The following is an 18,189-nucleotide window of genomic DNA, read 5'->3' as shown; positions in this document are numbered from 1 at the left end:
TTGCACCCTTCAAAAAAAAGAATCGTCCAACGAAAATATCCGTTTTCAGGTCGATTCTCTTTCAATGACGGTACACGGCAAAACGATCGTCTGAATATCGTCAAAACGAATTTCGCCGTCAATCAACTGCATTAACAGCTTCGCTGCTTCCAGGCCCATCTGCCGCATCGGCAGCTCGATCGATGTAATGGATGGCCGGGCCAACTGGGACACGGCCGTGTTATCGAATCCGATCACCGCCAGGTCCTCCGGCACCTTGTAACCCAGCTCCTGAGCCTTCTCGACGACGCGGGAAGCGATCACGTCGCGTCCGGCGATGATGGCGGTAGGACGCTCGGCTCTGTTCAGCAGCTTCTCCGTTTCCGTATACCCGCTGTCTTCTTCGAAGGAACCGATCTCCACCAGCCGCTCATCGAACCCGTCGCCTAATTCCTCCATGGCCTGGCGGTAGCCGTTATATCGGTCCAGCGAGGCATCCACTTCCAGCGAGCATGGGGTGATGAGCGCAATCCGGCGATGACCTTTGCCGATCAGATATTTAACGGCTTCATAGGCGCCTTGCTCGTTATCCGCATTGACGCTGTGACACACCCCGGGCATTGTGGGCCTCCCGAGCAGGACAAAAGGAAACCGGTTCTTGATCAGCTCCCCATACGGCTGGTTAATGGCCGCGCCCATCAGGATCAGCCCATCCGCCGATTGTTTGCGGTAGACATCCAGCAGATGATCCGCCAATTTATTCGTACTCGGCTTCTGAAAAGACAGCAGCAAATCGTAATTGTTGTCTCCCGTCGCCTCTCCAAGCCCCTTGACGACGTCGAGGAGAATGGTATTCTCCAAACCGTCCACCGTATCCTCGACCACCAGGCCGATGTTGTTCGTCTTCTTCGTAACCAGTCCGCGCGCGGATTGGTTCGGCCGGTAATTCAGCTTCTCGATTGCATCGAATATCCGCTTCTTGGTCGCTTCCGCTACATGCGCGGAGCCATTGACCGCAAACGACACGGTACAAACCGCTACGCCGGCCTCACGGGCGACGTCTTTTATGGTTGCTGCCATCATGATCATCCTTATCCAAAATTATAGGAAAGCATTTGATTAGACTATAAATGCAGAGCTGTAGAAGAAAAAAAAGAGTTCAAACCAACGCATACGTAAACGCTATCAAATCTTGGCCGATTACGGCGCTTTCTCGTTGAAGAATGGAGCGCCGGATGACGCAATGATCGATGTTCTGATTATGCAAAACGTTTTTGCAAAAACGATTTGTATATAAAATACACCGGGTTATCGGCAGTGTCAATCCCGTTTTCTGTTCTTTTTTTAATCAATTCGTAAATGAATAACTCGTCCACGATCCGCTGTACGTTTGATATAGGTCGTGATAACTCCTCTAACTTTGCAAACAAAGGATTGATTTCCAGCGGCGATTCCCATAACATTAAACATTATAATGATATAATGTTTAATGTTCGCAAAATCATGGATGCAGGGGGATTTCATATGAAATTTCGTTTCGAGGGCGCTGTTACGGATGTCATGCCAGGCATTGAGCTGCTGCTGGAGGAGCTTGGCGTCGAACTTGGGGAAAACGGCATCCCCGTTGAGGCAGCCTTGTCCGATGGCGATCTGGAGGTCGGCAGGGACCGAGACCGCGCCTATATTCGTTACGGACGAAAACATCAATTTTTCCGGGGACTCGGCTTGCTGGTTCAACATAGCCGCCAAAGCGATTCGTTCCACCTTCACGAACGCCAGCAATTTGACCAAATTGGCCCGATGTTCGACCTGTCCCGCAACGCCGTGCTGACCGTGGACAGCTTTAAGCTCATGCTGAATAAAATGGCCCTGATGGGAATGAACAGCGTGATGCTGTACATGGAGGACACCTACCAGATCGAAGGCGAGCCGTATTTCGGTTATATGCGCGGTCGCTACACGCAGGCGGAGCTGAAAGAGATGGACGATTATGCCGATCAATTCGGCATCGAGGCTTTTCCAAGCATCCAAACCTTGGCGCACCTCGAGGAGTTTCTGAAGTGGGAGCCCATCAAGCATTACCGCGATACGAAGGGTGCCCTGCTCGTCGGCAGCGAGCAGACCGATTCCCTGATTGAACGGATGATCGAGGCTGCCAGCGCTCCGTTCCGCAGCAACAAGATTCATATCGGGATGGACGAAGCGGAGGAGCTCGGACGTGGTAAATATTTGGATCACAACGGTTATGTGAGCCGTTTCGACATTATGATCGCCCATCTGGACAAAGTCCTGGCTGCCGTCCGCAAGCGCGGCCTGAAGCCGATGATGTGGAGCGACATGTTCCTGAAGCTCGCTGCCGGCGGAGGCGGCGATGCGGCGTATTACGACAAGGACACCTCGATCCCGGAGGATATGGCCCACCGCATCCCGAAGGATGTGGATATGGTGTACTGGGATTACACCCACATGGAGCCGGCGGACTATGAGCAGCTGATCGCCAATCACCGCCCGCTGGGCTGCAACCTCGTGTTTGCCGGAGCCGTCTGGATCTTTAACACATTCGGCGTCAACTACGGGTTGTCCCTGAACGCATCGAATGTTGCGCTTCAAGTGTGCAAGCAGGAAGGAATCCGCGAGGTATACGCCACGATGTGGGGCGACGACGGCAACGAAGGAAATCCGTTCGCGGCGCTGCTCGGTCTGCAGCTTTATGCCGAGCATGCCTACTCGGAACAGGAGCCTTCCCCGGCTCAGTTGGCGGAACGGGTGAAATTCTGTACGGGCATCGACATGGAGGCGTTCCTCCTGCTGAAGGATCTGGACGAGATTCCCGGCCAGGAGCCAAACAACGCCAAGCAGAGCAACCCGTCGAAATTTTTGCTGTATCAGGATGTGCTCCTCGGGATGTTCGACAAACAGATCGAAGGCCTGGACCTCTCGAACCACTATGCCGAGCTGGAGCAAAACCTGCGGGCGAAGCGCGATAGCACAGCCGAGCTGGACTACCTGTTCGAGATGCCGGAGAAGCTGAGCGCCGTCCTCAAACGCAAGAGCGAAATCGGCATTCTGCTGAAGCAAGCCTATGATGCCAAGGACGTCGATACCTTAAGGCATATGGCCAAGAGCGTGCTCCCTGCCATCTCCAAAGCCGTGCAAGAGCTGCGCATTGCCCATCGCACGCAGTGGCACCGGATGTTCAAGCCCTTTGGATGGGAGGTCATCGACATCCGCTATGGCGGCGTCATCACCCGCCTGGACACCGCATCGTTCCGCATACTGGAATACGTGGAGGGACGGGCGGCACGGATCGAGGAACTTGACCAGGAACGGCTGGTGTTCAGCACGACCAACCGCGACAACCACAAGGGCGTCGGCTGGTGCAGCCATTATTACCGCATGGCTTCGCCGAACGTGTTCTACCATGTGCTGAATCCTTTTTAAGGGTTCCGGCTGTCGGATTCTGCTGATACCCTGTCATCAACACATAATAAAAAGCCCCGGTTGCCGGGGCTTTTTTTGCATTTATCGCTGAGGCTTAGGCGATATGCTCTATTCACGCTCAGGATCCGTGCCGCTGCACTTCCTCATACCAGTCTCGCACATCCCGGCTAAGCCGTTCCACGATCTCCGGGTAACGGTCCGCCAGGTTGGAGCGCTCCCCGGGATCCCTGGACAGATCGGACAGGTGAATCTGATCCGGAACCACGCGGTCAAAATCGAGTTTTCCGTTCAGCACCAGCTTCCAATCCCCTTCCCGGACAGCCAGTTGGCCTTGATACTCCCAGAACAATTGCTGATGCGGCGACGGCTCGCGCATTTGCAGCATCTCCTTCAGGCTGCTTCCGTCCAGCGCAACGCCTTGAAGCGGTCCTGCCGCCGGATCGACGCCGGCCAGATCCAAAAAGGTCGGTGCGAGGTCCATCATAGCCGCCACCTCATCTCGCACTTGCCCGCCTTCCCATCCGTTCGGCCAGCTCAATATGGCAGGTTCGCGGATTCCGCCCTCGAACAGGCTTGCTTTATGCCCCCGGAAAATCCCCGCGCTTCCCCCGTAATACACGTCCTCCGTCCCATCCAGCCAGTTCCGGCTCTCGGAGGACGGTCCGTTATCGCTGGAGAAGAAAATGACCGTATCCTCATAACAGCCGGCTTCCTTCAGTGCCTTTACGATCTTCCCGACGCCGTCGTCCACCGCGGCAATCATGGCGGCCATGACCTGCCGATCCCAAGGCAAATGCGCAAACCGGTCCATGTATTCCTGCGGGGCATGCATCGGGTAATGCGGCGCATTGTACGACGCAAATAAGAAGAACGGAGCCTCCTGCTCCCGCGACCGCTGAATGAAATCTACCGATCGTTCCGTGATCAGCTCGGTCATGTACCGGCCGTTCTCCCAAACCTCCGTTTCGTTCTCCCATAGGTCATGCAGGGGGTTGACACCATGGGCTTGGCCCCAATAAAAAATGTGCGAGTAAAAATCGACGCAGCCTGCCTTGAATCCGAAAAACTCATCAAATCCATGCGCATTCGGGCTGGTTTCCTCGGACAAGCCCAGATGCCATTTTCCATACAGTGCCGTCCTGTACCCGGCAGGCTTGAGCGCCTTGGCCAACGTCACCTCGTCGGCAGGCAGTCCATGCGAACCGCGCTTCGCCCCAAGAATCTCGCCGACTCCCGCTCGGGCCGGGTACTTGCCCGTCAATAATGAGGCTCGTGACGGAGAGCAGACCGGGGAATTCGAATACCAATTCGTAAAACGAATGCCTTCATCAGCCAACCCGTCCAGATGCGGGGTTTTCACGGTGTCCGAACCGTAGCATCCAAGATCCCCATAGCCTAAGTCATCGCAATAAATCACGATAAAATTCGGTTGCTTCATATCTCCATTCACCTCTACTATGCTCGACTTGTTCCTCATCATCGTACCTTTTGGCCGACGAATACGGAATGCTCCATCCTTGCAAATGTTATACAATATGTTGCATCATAGCAGTAACAAAAAAGAAATGATCGCTATAGGTAGAAGGAGGACACATGAGTTTAACAGTGAATCAGCGGCCATCCCGAGAAGAATACTTTAACAACCCGGCTCACTTTGAGACACAACTGGGATTATGGATATTCAAATCCGGATCCCACCCCTTTTTCACCGAAAAAGTCGGGCCCCGGTCGGTCGAATTTTATAGTATACATTTCGTTGCCAGCGGCAAGGTGCGGTTCGGATGGGACGGCAGCAGCGTCTCCCTCTCGGAAGGCGACCTCTTCTGCCTCTTCCCCGGCTCGGTCTATACGTATGTCAAGGACTGCGACGAGCCGTCTACCAGGATCACCTGGACGGCCTTTATGGGCGAGTTGATGCCGTCCATATTGAAGCATGTCGATTTATGTCCGGAACGGCCCTATCGTCAAAATGCCTTCAGGGACGATGCCTTGGCTGTCATCAAGGACATTCAGCGATTGCTCCGGCAACCCCAGCAGGACCATAGCCTTCAGCTGATGTCGCTGGGATTCCAGTTGATCCACAGCATCGATCCCAACCGGGACCAGCACCTCCCCGCTGCTTCGGCTGCTTCCGACTGGCTCGAGTCCGTCCCCGGATATATGGGGCTTCATTGCACGGAGAACCTATCCGTGGAGGAGCTTGCCGCCTGGGCCGGCGTGCATCGCAGTCACTTCACCCGCGCGTTTACCCGCCGATACGGCATCTCTCCGTCCCGCTACATGCAGCAGTTGATCATGGAGAAAGCGCCCCGCCTGTTATCCGCCGAGGGAACCAGCATCACGCAGACGGCTTTATCCCTGGGCTATTCGGATTTGTTCACGTTCTCCCGCGCCTTTACCCGGTATTTCGGAATGACGCCGAGCGCATTCGTGAAAGCGAATCGCCCATCATCAACGGCAAGCGAATAACACAAGGAACCGTCATGCATAAAGGAATCGTTATAAGCGACCCTACAGCAACGAAAAGAGGCCATCCGATTAGGGATAGCCTCTAGTCTTTTTACATTACCTATTTTTCGTGGCTACAAACGGCAGGAACCTATTCCTCCATTAGCTCCCACAGCGTGGTGAATGCCGCGCCTTCCAATTGAAAGAACACAGGCGCATTGGCATATCGCACATATTGGCCGCCTTTGAACAGTCTTAACTGGACTTCCGTCCCGTCCTGCAGCTGGATATACAGAAATTTCTGCTCGCTAGGCCCGGTCTCGTAGATCCCTTGCTCAAACAGAGGCTCTGCCGCTATCGGCTTCGCTTCATATAAAGCGTCAACGAAGGCTTGCACCTCCGCATCGGCGGAAAGCTCGCGCAGTTTGTTCTCGCCCATGTTCCAGCTATCGAAATCCTGCCATTTGACCGAAGTCATGTTCCCCATCAGATTCAGCTTGCCGATGATATCCTCGCCCTTGGCCACCGTAATCCCGTTCAAATGCTCATACAATTCGGCGTAGACTTCCCCGTCGTGCTCCATGTAGGACATGATTCTAAAATCGGCGTCATATCCCTTAACCGTGAATATATCCATTTCGCCGATCGTCGAAGCAAGCTCCGTATAATCATCGGAGGAGCTCCATTCCGTAATCCCCGACTTTGACCGTCCGAGCTTGTCGCCCCGCAGCTGCTTGGCGATTTCCGGCGTGATTTGCGTACCGGTTTGGGTGTAGATATTGCCCTGGTATACAACCAAACCGATCATGTCGGCTTTGACGTTGCTCTCGCCCGGAAGTTCGATTTTCGGAATGGTTATTGGATCGTGACCAACCTTCGCGGTCGGCGGGGTATTCGCCCCAGTCCCTTGTTGAACCACCGGGATATCGCTGACCGCTGGCTCGTTCTCAAGATTCAATACCAGCGAAGTCACTACCACCAGCCCCAGCATAATGGCCGCGGTGACGCCGGCGACCCCCATTCGGCTCATTCTTGTCGTTTGACGCTGATTTTGTTTCATTCCTTTCATAATTCGCTCCTCCAATCCCTTATCAGGTTCTATTCGATCTATCAATGATTTGTAGTCATTCCGATTCATCAATCGTCCTCTCCTTCCAAGTCCATGCGCAGCAGCTTCCTGCCGCGCTGAAGACGCATCTTGACCGCAGACTCGTTAATCTGCAAAATCCCGGCGATTTCCCTAACGGAATAATCCTCGTAATAAAACAGATGGATGACCGACTTATACTTGAACGGCAAACTCATGACGTTATCCATCAGCGTCCGTTCCGACGGTTCGACAAAATAATCGTTCATATGCTCCATTTTGGTTACCCGCTTGCGCCACAGGCTCCCTTGCATGTTCTTGCAGTGGTTCGTAATCACCCGAATGAGCCAAGCCTTCTTATGCTCCTGGTCTCTGAAGTCGGGCGCTTTATATATCAATTTAATGAACGTCTCCTGAATGGCTTCTTCGACATCCTGTTTGTTCCCAAGATACACCATTGCTATTTTAAAAAGCATATCGCCATATAATTCATAGGTTTCCGTAATATCTCCGCCCGGCCGGAGCGAATCGATCTGCATCGCCTTTAGACCTCCTTTTACCCTTAACACAGTTATGGACGCGGATCGGTCACATTTTGTTTTTAAGTTTTTCGGATTAAAAAAAGAGGGTGTCCCGATAGATATGGCTATCTCCTTTTTCTGTTAGGAGAAGCTCCGTGTGCGACCCATTTACGAAAGAAGCGGTGCAACGAAAGTAAAAAACAAGAAATGGCGGTGCAAGGATCGTATCCTTAGCACCGCCATTTCTTGTTTTCCTCTTTGTTGATCAATAGAGTGTTCTTCAGCATATTTGCTGTTGTCCCACTCATATATCACAAAAATGCTAACCTAGCATACATCAGCCTCTATAGAGTGTTTATTTTACGTACGTCAAATCCTGCATCAAACGATGGAGCACAGCGGCGCTTTCGCCGCGGGTGGCATTCGATTCAGGGTTGAAGCGCTGCTTCGGATCTCCGTTCAGAATATCAAGTGCCGCCAATTCATACACCGCTGCTTGAGACCAAGCTCCGATCGAGGACGCATCGGCAAAATGAGCTTTTGCCACGTCGACGGGGTTGTATCCGGCATACTCCAGCGCGTTGTAGGCCATTACAGCCATCTCTTCGCGCGTGATCGTCCGATTCGGCTTAAAAGTGCCGTCCGTGTAGCCGTTAATGATATCGGCATCGACTGCTGCCTGGATCGCTCCCGCGTACCAGTCGGATGAAGCCACGTCCTGGAAGCTGCCTGACGCAGCGTCTGCAGAAAGTCCCAATGCCCGGACGACAAGCGCTGCGAACTCGGCCCGAGTGACTGGAGCGTTCGGAACAAAGGTCTGATCCGTGCGCCCGGTTACGATCATTTGGGCTGCAAGCGATTCAACCTCACCCTTAGACCAGTGGGACGCGATGTCCTGGAACGTTACCGGGTTCTGCAACACCAGATACGTGCTGTTGGTTCGGCTATAGATATCGATACGTTGGCCGTTCACCTTGAATGGTACTGGCGTGTATTCGCCGTTTCCATCCACTCGAACAACCGCAATGTCTGTCAACGCATGCGATTTGTCGACATTCAGGGACCGTTTCACATACGTTTGGAACGAATCCAGCGTGAAAGCCTTGCCACTGCCGGACTTCACCGTCACGGTGTAGCTCACGGCTTGCAGCGCTTTATATCCTTTGGACGCCGCTGATTTAAGGGCATCCGCATCGACAGCAAGCTGAATGACCAATTGAAGGCTGTTCATATCCGAACCGGCTTGGGCTGCCAGCGCTTGAAGATCGATCTCCGTCTTCGGAAGTTCATAGCTTCCGTAAGGCGTCGCTACCACCAGCACCTGCGCGCTTGTTTGATCAAGCCACGCACGCAGCGCTTCATTCTCGATGGTAACGGATGAAGAAGAGATAGGCTGCGTGCTTGTTACCTCTACGGTAACATTTCCGCCAACAGGCTGTTTCAGGGCTTCCTTCATGGCCGCTCCGGTCACGCTGCCTGCCGCCGCGCCGTTCTCCACCTTAACCGGCACCTTGATCTTGCCTGGTTCCGCCGGCGGCGTCGTGCCAGGATTCGATGGATTTACGGGAGGCGTCGTCGGCCCTGGAGTTCCAGGCGTGCCCGGATTTTCAGGGTTGCCCGGCCCAGGCTCTCCCGGACCACCCGGAAGCGGCGCTCCCTTCAAGTCCGTAATCCGTCCTTCGACGGCGGAGGTCTTGGCCGTGATGGTGCCTACCTTTTTCACATAGTTCGAGAACACCTCATAGTCAGGCTTATAAAGCAGGTTCACGCGCCCTTCCAGATAAGCCTTCTCGAGCGAAGCATAGAAATCGCCGCCCTTAGCGGTAAATGCGTTCGTCGCTACTTCATACGATTTATTCATGTCGATCGGCTCATACCCGTTCTTGCCTTTCACCTCGATACGCAGGACGCGTGATCCAACCGGCTTGGTCGAATCATAATAGAACTTCATGCCCGCGATATGCGGGAAGCGCCCGTCCTGAGCCGGGGTTTTGGAAACCCCGTTCTCCATGGCTTCTTTGATCTCGGCGCCCGTTAACGTGATCGTGACGAGATCATTGTTAAACGGAAGCACCGCCATGACGTCACCCATCGTGATTTTGCCTGCTTCAATCGATTCGCGGATGCCGCCGCCGTTCTGCAGGGCGATGACCGCATTCGTGCCGGCGGCTTGCGCCGCATCCAGCATGCCATCGGCAATCAGATTGCCGAGATTCGTTTCCTTCGTGCGGACATCGGCGCGGACGCCGTTCAGCTTCACTTCTGTCGTGCCAACCTCCGTTTGTTTCAGTTCATCTACGCCCGGCTTATATTTGGTATTCAGAATTTGCAAGGCTTCGGGATCCGGCTGAATGACATACTGCTCATTGCTATCTTTCTCGTCAACGGAAATGAGGCTGCTGTTCCACTCCTGCAGAACACCCTCGTCGTCAAACACGACCTCCAGTTGGCCTAAGAATTGACCTTTTTCACCTGTCTGCACGATCAGCTTCGGTTCGCTGTCCGAACGGTCCACGACCGCCTGATCAAGCTTGGTATGACTGTGACCGCCCACGATGATGTCGATGCCCTCGACTTCCTTCGCAAGGTTGACATCCACGTCATAACCGAGGTGCGACAGTACGACGATTTTGTTGATACCTTCATTCTTGAGCATCGCTACGGTATCTTTTGCCTTTTGCACCGCATTCTCAAAGGTTACGTCTCCAGGCGAAGCGATGTTCGCCGTGTCTTCGGTTGTCAGTCCAATGAGGCCAACCTGCTCCCCGTCTACCTCCATGATAATGGCCGGGTAGATGGTTGCATCCTTGGCATCCCGGGTCACTTCATGCTTGAATTTCTGGGTCAATAAAGCATCGGCCGAAAAATTCACGTTCGAGGAAACAAACGGGAAATCCGCATGCTCAATGAAATCGTTCAGCACCTCGGAGCCTTTATCGAACTCATGGTTACCGAAGGTCATGGCATCATATTGAACCAAATTCATGAACTCCAGATCGGCGAGTCCCAAATATTGATTAAAATACAGCGTGCCTGAGAATACGTCTCCCGCATCCACGAGCAGAGGATTGACCGCATTCGCTTTGGCTTCCTTGATCGCCGTAACCCGGCGCGCAATATTATCCGGCGAGCTTACGGTGTCCAGATTGGCATGCGTGTCATTGGTATGCAAAATCGTCAGCGGGAAGCCGTCCACGGCTTCTTCCTTCAGGTCGATCTGGGCGACGACCGGATCATGATCCGATACGCGGCCCTTGGAGGCCGGGAAATCGGCGTTCAGATGCACGATATCGACTTGCGTAGAACGGGTCAGATTCTTGCTGACCAGAATATGATCCAGCACCTGCGAGTTTCCGTCATACGTGTACGTGTACTGCTCCTTGAGCGGAAGCGTCTCGATCAGGTTGTCTAATTCGTTGCCCTTTAAAATGTTCGCCGTCTCGGTAAATTGGAAATCATTCAAATCCCCCAGCACGACGATGTTAGCATCAGGATTAGCAGACACCACGTCTTTCACGAAACCGTTCACGACCGCTGCGATCTGATGGCGCTGGGTTTCGCTGGAGAGAACCGGCGGCTGGGTATTGCCGAATGGCCCTTGATCTCCGGATTTCGAGTTAAAATGATTCGCGATGACGATCACTTTTTCCCCTTGGAATTCGAACTGTGCTGCCAGCGGCTTGCGCGATGCGTTGAATGCCGCATTCTGAGGATCAATTCGGCCCGGATTCAAGGTTAACTGATCCTTCGCCGCATCATACGCCACGGATTCCGTCGGGGATCCCTTCTTGCCCTGAACGCTGTCCGATAACTGGACGCGATCCGCGTTGTAGAGGAAACCGACCCGAATGTTGGCTCCCGGCGCTCCCCCGTCGTTATTATTCTCTGGTTCAATGTCGGTAAAGCTATAGGTTGGTCCGCCGGCTGCCTTGATGGCGTTAATCAAGGTCTGGTAGCTTTGATCGGCCGCGGTGGTTCCGTTGTTCTGCTCTCCGTTATTATCCTGTACTTCCACAAGGCCGATAATATCCGGAGACTTGATGTTGTTTACGATCGACTCCGCAAGCTTGTTGATTTTGGCAGAGCTTACGCCAGGGTAGAAATTTTCAATATTATACGTCGCTACTCTGAGCTGTTCGGCATTCACGTCAATAGTAGATACCTCTTGCTTAAAAGAACTGCTGTCGATTGGAGGCAATTCGCCTTTAGCCGGAATCACCTTGAAATTGCCGCTGTTATAACCGATTACGCCGATCACATCATCGGCAAATGTATCGCCTGTACCCACTTCTTGTCCCGGATTGCCGTAAGCAATCAGGAGACGCTGAGGGTTGAAATTGCCGTATTCTTTCAGAACCAGCCCGCCCGCCGGCGTAATGACATCGGCGACATCATTTTCGACCCGGGTCGCAATGTTGTAGGTGCCGCTGCTTGTCCAATAGGGACTAATGATCGTTGGCTGCGGAAGTCTGACCAGCATGCCCTCCAGCGACTCGTAGAAGTCGATGGCATCCTCCTCCGGATCGAACGTGGTCATGCCGTCGTTATCGATAACGGCAGCCGGAATCGGACGTCCGCCTTTGCCTAATAGAACAGGGTCCGGCAGCTGCTGTGCCTCCACGATTTTCTGGAACGATTGCAGCTCGATTTGAGTGGATGTCAGGTTGCTGGAGCTTCCCTCGTTATACTCGGCCACTTTACCTATGACGCTTACCAGATCTCCGATTTGAGGACGGTTTGGATCCGTGGAATACACGAAAATGGCGTCCGAGGTATTCGGATTGGAATCCGGCTTCGGATCCTGGATATAGAATCCCTTAATGCTGCCGTTAGAGAACGTATAACCGTACTGGGTTACAACGCCTTCAATATCGGTTACGGTCTGTCCGTTATACGGCGAAGCATGGTCCTCGCCTTGGATATCCGCGATGCGCGGCTGCTGAGTGGCCTTGTAAGCAAATTCGTATACCTTGCTCACATCCGCACCTGAGACGACAATCGCCTTGATGGTCGTGTCACGGTCAATCTGTATCGGTGCGCTGTACAGTGTGCTTGCAGCCGTAGGAACCGATCCATCGAGCGTATAATAGATGCTTGCGCCTTGCGTAGGGCTGGACAGTGTCACCGTTCCCCCGGTAATGATCGGTCCGGCACCCGGACTTGCGATTACGGAGAACATCTCTTCGATTAAGGCATCCTCGCCTAACGGAATCAGCTCATAAATGTTTCCGAACTGCTTCACCACGCCCGTGATGCGGCTGAGGGTCTTCACCGTCTTCAGCTTGGACAAGCCGGAATAGATGATGAATTCATGCCCGCCTTGCTCGGCTGTGTATTCCCCAGGTCTATTCTCGGACTTGATGGTGACATCATCCAGGTAGACCAGTCTTGCTTCATAAGTCTCTCCCGAAGCTGCAGATAGATCAGCTCCGGTGATTTGAAGAGCCTGCGGCACTCCTGCATTTGCACCAGTTACGTCATGCGGCAGGAGGGCGTGCGGTTTGATCTCCTGAAGATTGTTGTAAATCTCCATCACACCGGCCACGCTGACCCGGTCGCCAACGCTGGCATTAAGCGGGTAGTCATAGAGCACGATACCGGCCGTGTCATCTTGAATGTAAGTTTCTCTGCCTTCGATATGCGTGATGATGCCTTCCGTCCAGACATGCTCGCCTTTTGCCTTGCTGCGGGCCTCAGCGACGGACGTTTGCGTTAAAATATCATATTGGAACGAGGAGACCGGTCCATCCGGTAAACCATCCTGGACTGCATAGGCGTCCACCCGCGTAGGCTCGTTAATCTCGATCGGGCCATTCACGAGCTGATATCCCGAATTTCCACTGGACAGATACACATCCGCATAAACGGAAGCGCCCACCGTCGGCGGATTCAGCGTAATCTCCGTTCCGGCTGGCCAGGCATTAGGCTCCGGATTGGCCGTTACCGCTCCAAGGCCCGAGCCAGGCGTGACCGGCGTAACGGGACTCGCACTGTTCCGGGGATCCGGCGTTGTAACGGTAAAATCCGCCGCATTGTTATCCGTGTCGCGGCCGCGATCATTTTGACCAAAGGTCAATTCCTTGCGAATCGCTGCCGTGCTGTTGGATAGAGCTGCGGTCGGACTCGTTTCATACTCTGAAGCGGACCCATAGCCAATGAGATCGATGCGATCGCCAGCGGTGTTCACCAGATCTACTTTGCCATTGGAGCCGCTAAGGTTCAATGCTCCTGCAGCATCAGCTGTCGGCAAAGAAGCACCTACCGAGCCGCTGCTCTGTAGTTGAATCAAATAATAGGCATATGGTTCTATGATGCCAGTTAAAGAGGCCGTGTTGTTAAAAGTGCCTGCTGCGCTTGCATAACGTACCTTCCAGCCTGTCAGGTCGACCGGACTGCCTGTCGGATTGAACAATTCGATAAAATCATACGTATAAGTGGCCCCGCTATTCCCGCCGGCACCGTACACCTGGCTGATCACAACCTGGTCATGTCGGGGAGAAGCCTCCGCCACCTTCACAGGGCTGAACGGAACGATGATACTCAGAAGCATCACGATAACCAAAAGCATGCTTACCGGCCTTTGGCATCTATGTAATCGAATGCGCATTCAGGTGTTCACTCCTCTATTCTATTAAATTTTCTTACCTTATTTACTATATATACCAGATATGTTTTGGGAGTTCTAACCTAAAGTATGCTAGAAGTAAAAAAACCTCCGATAGACCTAAACCCAAAGCTGGATAGGCATATCAGAGGTTCTATTTGTCTTACATCGACTTGCGCAATGCGTTACCGTTTACCTGAATCGAACGGCTCCCCTACGGCTTTCGGCGCATTCGAGGATTTGGAGAAAATCACGAGCGCGATCAGCGTGACGATATAAGGGAAAATCTTGAGAATGACCGGCGGGATCACCGCCAAGGACGGAATAACCTGCGATACGTTGGCTACCGTCGTGGCAAATCCGAAGAACAAGGTCGCCAGCAGGATGCCGAGCGGCTTCCATTGTCCGAAGATGAGGGATGCCAGAGCCAGGAACCCGAGTCCTGCAACGTTCCCCGTAAATTCGCCGGAATACGTCAACAGAATGACAGCTCCCCCGAGTCCGGAAAAAGCACCCGAGATCATGACGCCGACATACCGCATGGACTGCACCTTAATACCGGCTGCTTCGGCCGCGTGCGGATGCTCGCCGCAGGACCGGAGTCGCAGACCGAAAGGTGTCCTGTACAGCACAAATGCACTGACCAAAAGCAAAATCAGAACCAGCCATGTCGTGGCATAGGTTTTCGTGAAGAATAAATCCCCGATAATCGGAATCTTGGAGAGACCCGGGAAATCAAACGGTTTGAATCCGCTGGTGATGCTGATCTTGCCGCTGCCCGTAATGTTGCGGGCAAGAAAAATCGTCAGGGCGCCCGCGATCATATTGATCGCCGTACCGCTTATGATCTGATTGGCACTGAGGTTGATGCTGGCAAACGCATGCAATAGCGAGAATAGCGCGCTCGCTGCCGCCGCCGCCAATAGGCCTACCCATAATACCCACCAATGGCCGGGCCATTGGGCCTGCATTTTGAATATGACAAAAGCGCCGATGAAAGAACCGACAATCATCAAGCCGTCAAGGCCGATATTGACGACCCCGCTTCGTTCACTGAACAGTGCGCCCAGGGCGGTAATCAAAAGCGGGATCGTGTAAGCGATGGCATACGGAAAAATCTGTTCAATCGTTGTCCACATATGTCCTTACTCCCCCTGCTTTTTATTTGCCGCGCGACGCAGCTTGAATTTACGGTACAGACGCTCGATCAAGATGCTGGTTGCCGCAAAATAGATAATGATGGCGATAATCGAATCGGCGATTTCCGGCGGAATCTCCGTCATGGCATTCATAAACCCTCTACCCGAGTAGAGAATCCCGAAGAACAGGGCCGACACCAAAACACCGATAGGTGCGTTGATTCCAAGCAGGGCTACGGCAATCCCGTCAAATCCCTGGCTCGGCAGAATGCCGATCTGCATGCTGGAGGCATTCCCCGCATACTGTGCAACACCCGCGAGGCCCGCGAGCCCACCGGAGATGAACATGGACAGCACGATGCTGCGTTTAACAGCGATCCCCGCATATTCGGAAGCGTGCCGGTTGAATCCGACCGCTTTCAATTCGTATCCGAGCGTTGTTTTGTTAATAAGGAAAGCGACGACCAGAACGGCGATCACCGCGATAAAAAAGCCCAGATTGACATAAGAACCTTGGAACATATCGGTGAGCCACTGCTGATGCAGCATGGCTTCCGGCGGAAGCTGGCGCGATTCCGTCTCCAGGCTCGCCCCTTTGAAGTAACCCGGAATGACATAATAAACGGTCCAGTAGGCCGTCCAGTTCATCATGATCGTGGATACGACCTCATGCACGTTATATTTTGCCTTCAGGAAACCGGGAACCACCGCCCATAGTGCGCCGCCGATGAAACCGACCAGCACCATGACCAAAAGGAGCAGAGCCCGCGGTAAATCCAGCGAAAGGCCGACAGCCGTTGCACAGAAACCACCGAACAGCATTTGGCCCGCAGCACCGATATTGAACAGCCCGGTACGGAAGGCAAAAGCCACGGACAAACCGGTCAAAATAAGCGGAGTCGCCGTCGCCAGCGTATTTCCGATCCGCTCCGGATTTTTAAGCCCGCCTTGGAGGAGATACTTATATCCTTCTATCGGATTATGCCCGGTCAGCGCCATAAGCAGTGCCCCCGCGATGAGTCCGAACAGGACGGCAAGCAACGATTTTACGCTGTTATTCATGTGGTGCCTCCTCTTTTTGATACCCGGCCATCATCAGTCCGAGTTCTCTTTCGTTCGTTTCGGAGGTTTTTACGATACCTACCAGTTCACCGTTATTGATAACGGCAATGCGGTCCGACAGATTCAGCACTTCATCAAGCTCCAGGGAAACCAGCAGAACGGCTTTCCCCTTGTCCCGCTGTTCGATCAGACGACGGTGAATATATTCAATCGAGCCTACGTCAAGGCCCCGGGTCGGCTGAACGGCAATAAGCAGATCCGGATCGCGCTCTACCTCGCGGCCGATGATTGCCTTTTGCTGGTTACCGCCGGACATCGAACGCACGATCGACCGGCCGCCCGTTCCGGAACGCACATCAAAGCTCTGAATGATATGCTCCGCATGCTTGCGGATCGCTGCCGGCTGCAGCAGCCCGTTCTTGGAATACGGTGGGCGGTTATACACCTCAAGGATCAGATTCTCTTCAATCGTGTAATCCAGCACGAGGCCCCTCTTCTGGCGGTCCTCCGGAATGTGGCCGATTCCGCTCTCGTTCCGCTGACGGACGGAAAGTCCATTAAGCGTCTTACCATTCAGGCTCACCGTCCCGCTCTCCGCTTGACGCAAGCCGGTAATGGCTTCCACCAGTTCCGTTTGACCGTTGCCGTCCACGCCGGCAATGCCCACGATCTCGCCGGCATGCAGATCCAGACTGAAGCCTTTGAGCGCATCGACTTTTTTACTGTTCTTCACGGTAAGCGACTGGATCTGAAGAACGGTCTTGCCCGGACGGCTCTCCTGTTTGTCCACTTTAAAGGAAACGCTGCGGCCTACCATCATTTCGGCCATCGCTTCGCGGCTCGTATCGGCCACGTCAACGGTGCCGATCGTTTTCCCCCGGCGGATGACGGTACAGCGGTCCGCAACCGCTTTAATTTCTTTCAATTTATGCGTGATCAGAATGATCGATTTGCCTTCGTTGACCAGGTTCTTCATAATGCCCTGCAGATCTTCGATTTCCTGAGGGGTCAGCACCGCCGTGGGCTCGTCAAATATGAGCACTTCCGCATCGCGGTACAGCATTTTGAGAATTTCCACGCGCTGCTGCATCCCTACCGAGATATCCTCGATTTTGGCATAGGGGTCTACGTTGAGCCCGTATCGTTTGGACAGCTCCTCGACCCGCTTGGCTGCGGATCTCACGTCTAAACCAAAGTAATACTTGCGCGTCTCGCTGCCGAGAATAATATTCTCGGTCACGGTAAACGGCTCGACCAATTTAAAATGCTGATGCACCATCCCGATTCCGAGTTTATTCGCGACGTTCGGATTCGAAATCCGCACGTCCTTGCCGTTGACTTTGATCACGCCACGGTCAGGCTGGTACATGCCAAACAGGATGCTCATCAGGGTCGACTTGCCCGCGCCGTTCTCGCCGAGCAGCGCATGAATTTCGCCCTTCTTCAGTTGAATCGTGATATCGTCGTTGGCCACGATTCCCGGAAATTCCTTGCGGATGCCCACCATCTCGACAACATAGTCCATGGTTTTGGGTCCTCTCCTTCTTTTTTGTTGGATATCTTCCTGTTCATCATTAACCGCTAAAAAAACGCGGATCGACTCACTTCCAAACAGCCAGAACGCAGTTCCATAGAGATCATTCTACATTCAATTTCAGGATGCAATCGCTTGCGCCGGTGATACGGTCTGTTACCTAAAATAGCCCCACAAAGTGGAGCCTATGCTTCGATGCTTGTTCCAAATACTTTGCAGGGGCCCCAAAACATATAGATGCGATTACAGAATTGCTTACGCTTCACTGAAACAACTATAAATTCTAATACCTTAAAAAAAGACGGAAGAAATCCGTCTTTTTTCATGCGGTATCGCTGCTTTTCAAGTAAGCCTATCCACGCTCCGTAGATAAC

General features: G+C 53.2%; 10 protein-coding genes. 2 read left to right on the top strand and 8 right to left on the bottom strand.

Annotation, left to right across the window (positions count from 1 at the left end; translation table 11 throughout):
* Positions 1-45: 45 nt before the first annotated feature.
* Entirely contained in the window at positions 46-1,062 is a 1,017-nt protein-coding gene (locus AC3RCL_RS01715) for a LacI family DNA-binding transcriptional regulator (RefSeq protein WP_012818567.1), read from the bottom strand.
* 441 nt (positions 1,063-1,503) lie between these two features.
* On the opposite strand from AC3RCL_RS01715, the gene AC3RCL_RS01710 reads away from it, so the two are divergent.
* Complete coding sequence (locus AC3RCL_RS01710) at positions 1,504-3,420, top strand: beta-N-acetylhexosaminidase (RefSeq protein ID WP_492534337.1); 1,917 nt, start codon at positions 1,504-1,506, stop codon at positions 3,418-3,420.
* 118 nt (positions 3,421-3,538) lie between these two features.
* On the opposite strand, the gene AC3RCL_RS01705 is transcribed toward AC3RCL_RS01710, so the two are convergent.
* On the bottom strand, positions 3,539-4,858 hold the full coding sequence (locus tag AC3RCL_RS01705) for a sulfatase-like hydrolase/transferase (protein WP_492534335.1): 1,320 nt from the start codon (positions 4,856-4,858) through the stop codon (positions 3,539-3,541).
* 155 nt (positions 4,859-5,013) lie between these two features.
* Here AC3RCL_RS01705 and AC3RCL_RS01700 point away from each other — a divergent pair, with 155 nt between their 5' ends.
* A complete protein-coding gene (locus tag AC3RCL_RS01700) occupies positions 5,014-5,889 on the top strand; it encodes a helix-turn-helix domain-containing protein (protein WP_492534333.1) in 876 nt (291 codons plus the stop codon).
* Positions 5,890-6,019: 130 nt separating this feature from the next.
* Here the strand turns inward: AC3RCL_RS01700 and AC3RCL_RS01695 are convergent, their stop codons facing one another.
* The 6 genes from AC3RCL_RS01695 to AC3RCL_RS01670 all read right to left on the bottom strand — a co-directional run bounded on the left by AC3RCL_RS01695 (position 6,020) and on the right by AC3RCL_RS01670 (position 17,806).
* Entirely contained in the window at positions 6,020-6,937 is a 918-nt protein-coding gene (locus AC3RCL_RS01695) for a hypothetical protein (protein WP_340962757.1), read from the bottom strand.
* A gap of 68 nt (positions 6,938-7,005) precedes the next feature.
* A complete protein-coding gene (locus tag AC3RCL_RS01690; RefSeq protein WP_340962755.1) occupies positions 7,006-7,494 on the bottom strand; it encodes an RNA polymerase sigma factor in 489 nt (162 codons plus the stop codon).
* Between the two features lie 337 nt (positions 7,495-7,831).
* The gene (locus AC3RCL_RS01685) at positions 7,832-14,083 is read right to left on the bottom strand and encodes a 5'-nucleotidase C-terminal domain-containing protein (RefSeq protein ID WP_492534331.1); all 6,252 of its coding nucleotides are present in this window, start codon (positions 14,081-14,083) and stop codon (positions 7,832-7,834) included.
* Between the two features lie 182 nt (positions 14,084-14,265).
* Positions 14,266-15,219, bottom strand: coding sequence for an ABC transporter permease (locus AC3RCL_RS01680; protein ID WP_012818560.1), 954 nt, complete (start codon positions 15,217-15,219; stop codon positions 14,266-14,268).
* A gap of 6 nt (positions 15,220-15,225) precedes the next feature.
* Positions 15,226-16,281, bottom strand: a complete 1,056-nt coding sequence (locus tag AC3RCL_RS01675) for an ABC transporter permease (RefSeq protein WP_012818559.1) — start codon at positions 16,279-16,281, stop codon at positions 15,226-15,228.
* On the bottom strand, positions 16,274-17,806 hold the full coding sequence (locus AC3RCL_RS01670) for an ABC transporter ATP-binding protein (RefSeq protein WP_251500360.1): 1,533 nt from the start codon (positions 17,804-17,806) through the stop codon (positions 16,274-16,276). Before AC3RCL_RS01670 ends, AC3RCL_RS01675 begins: the two co-directional genes overlap by 8 nt.
* Between the last annotated feature and the right edge of the window lie 383 nt (positions 17,807-18,189).

It is taken from the genome of Paenibacillus sp. MT86 (genome assembly GCF_058792535.1).
This window is presented reverse-complemented; position numbering and strand designations above follow the sequence as displayed.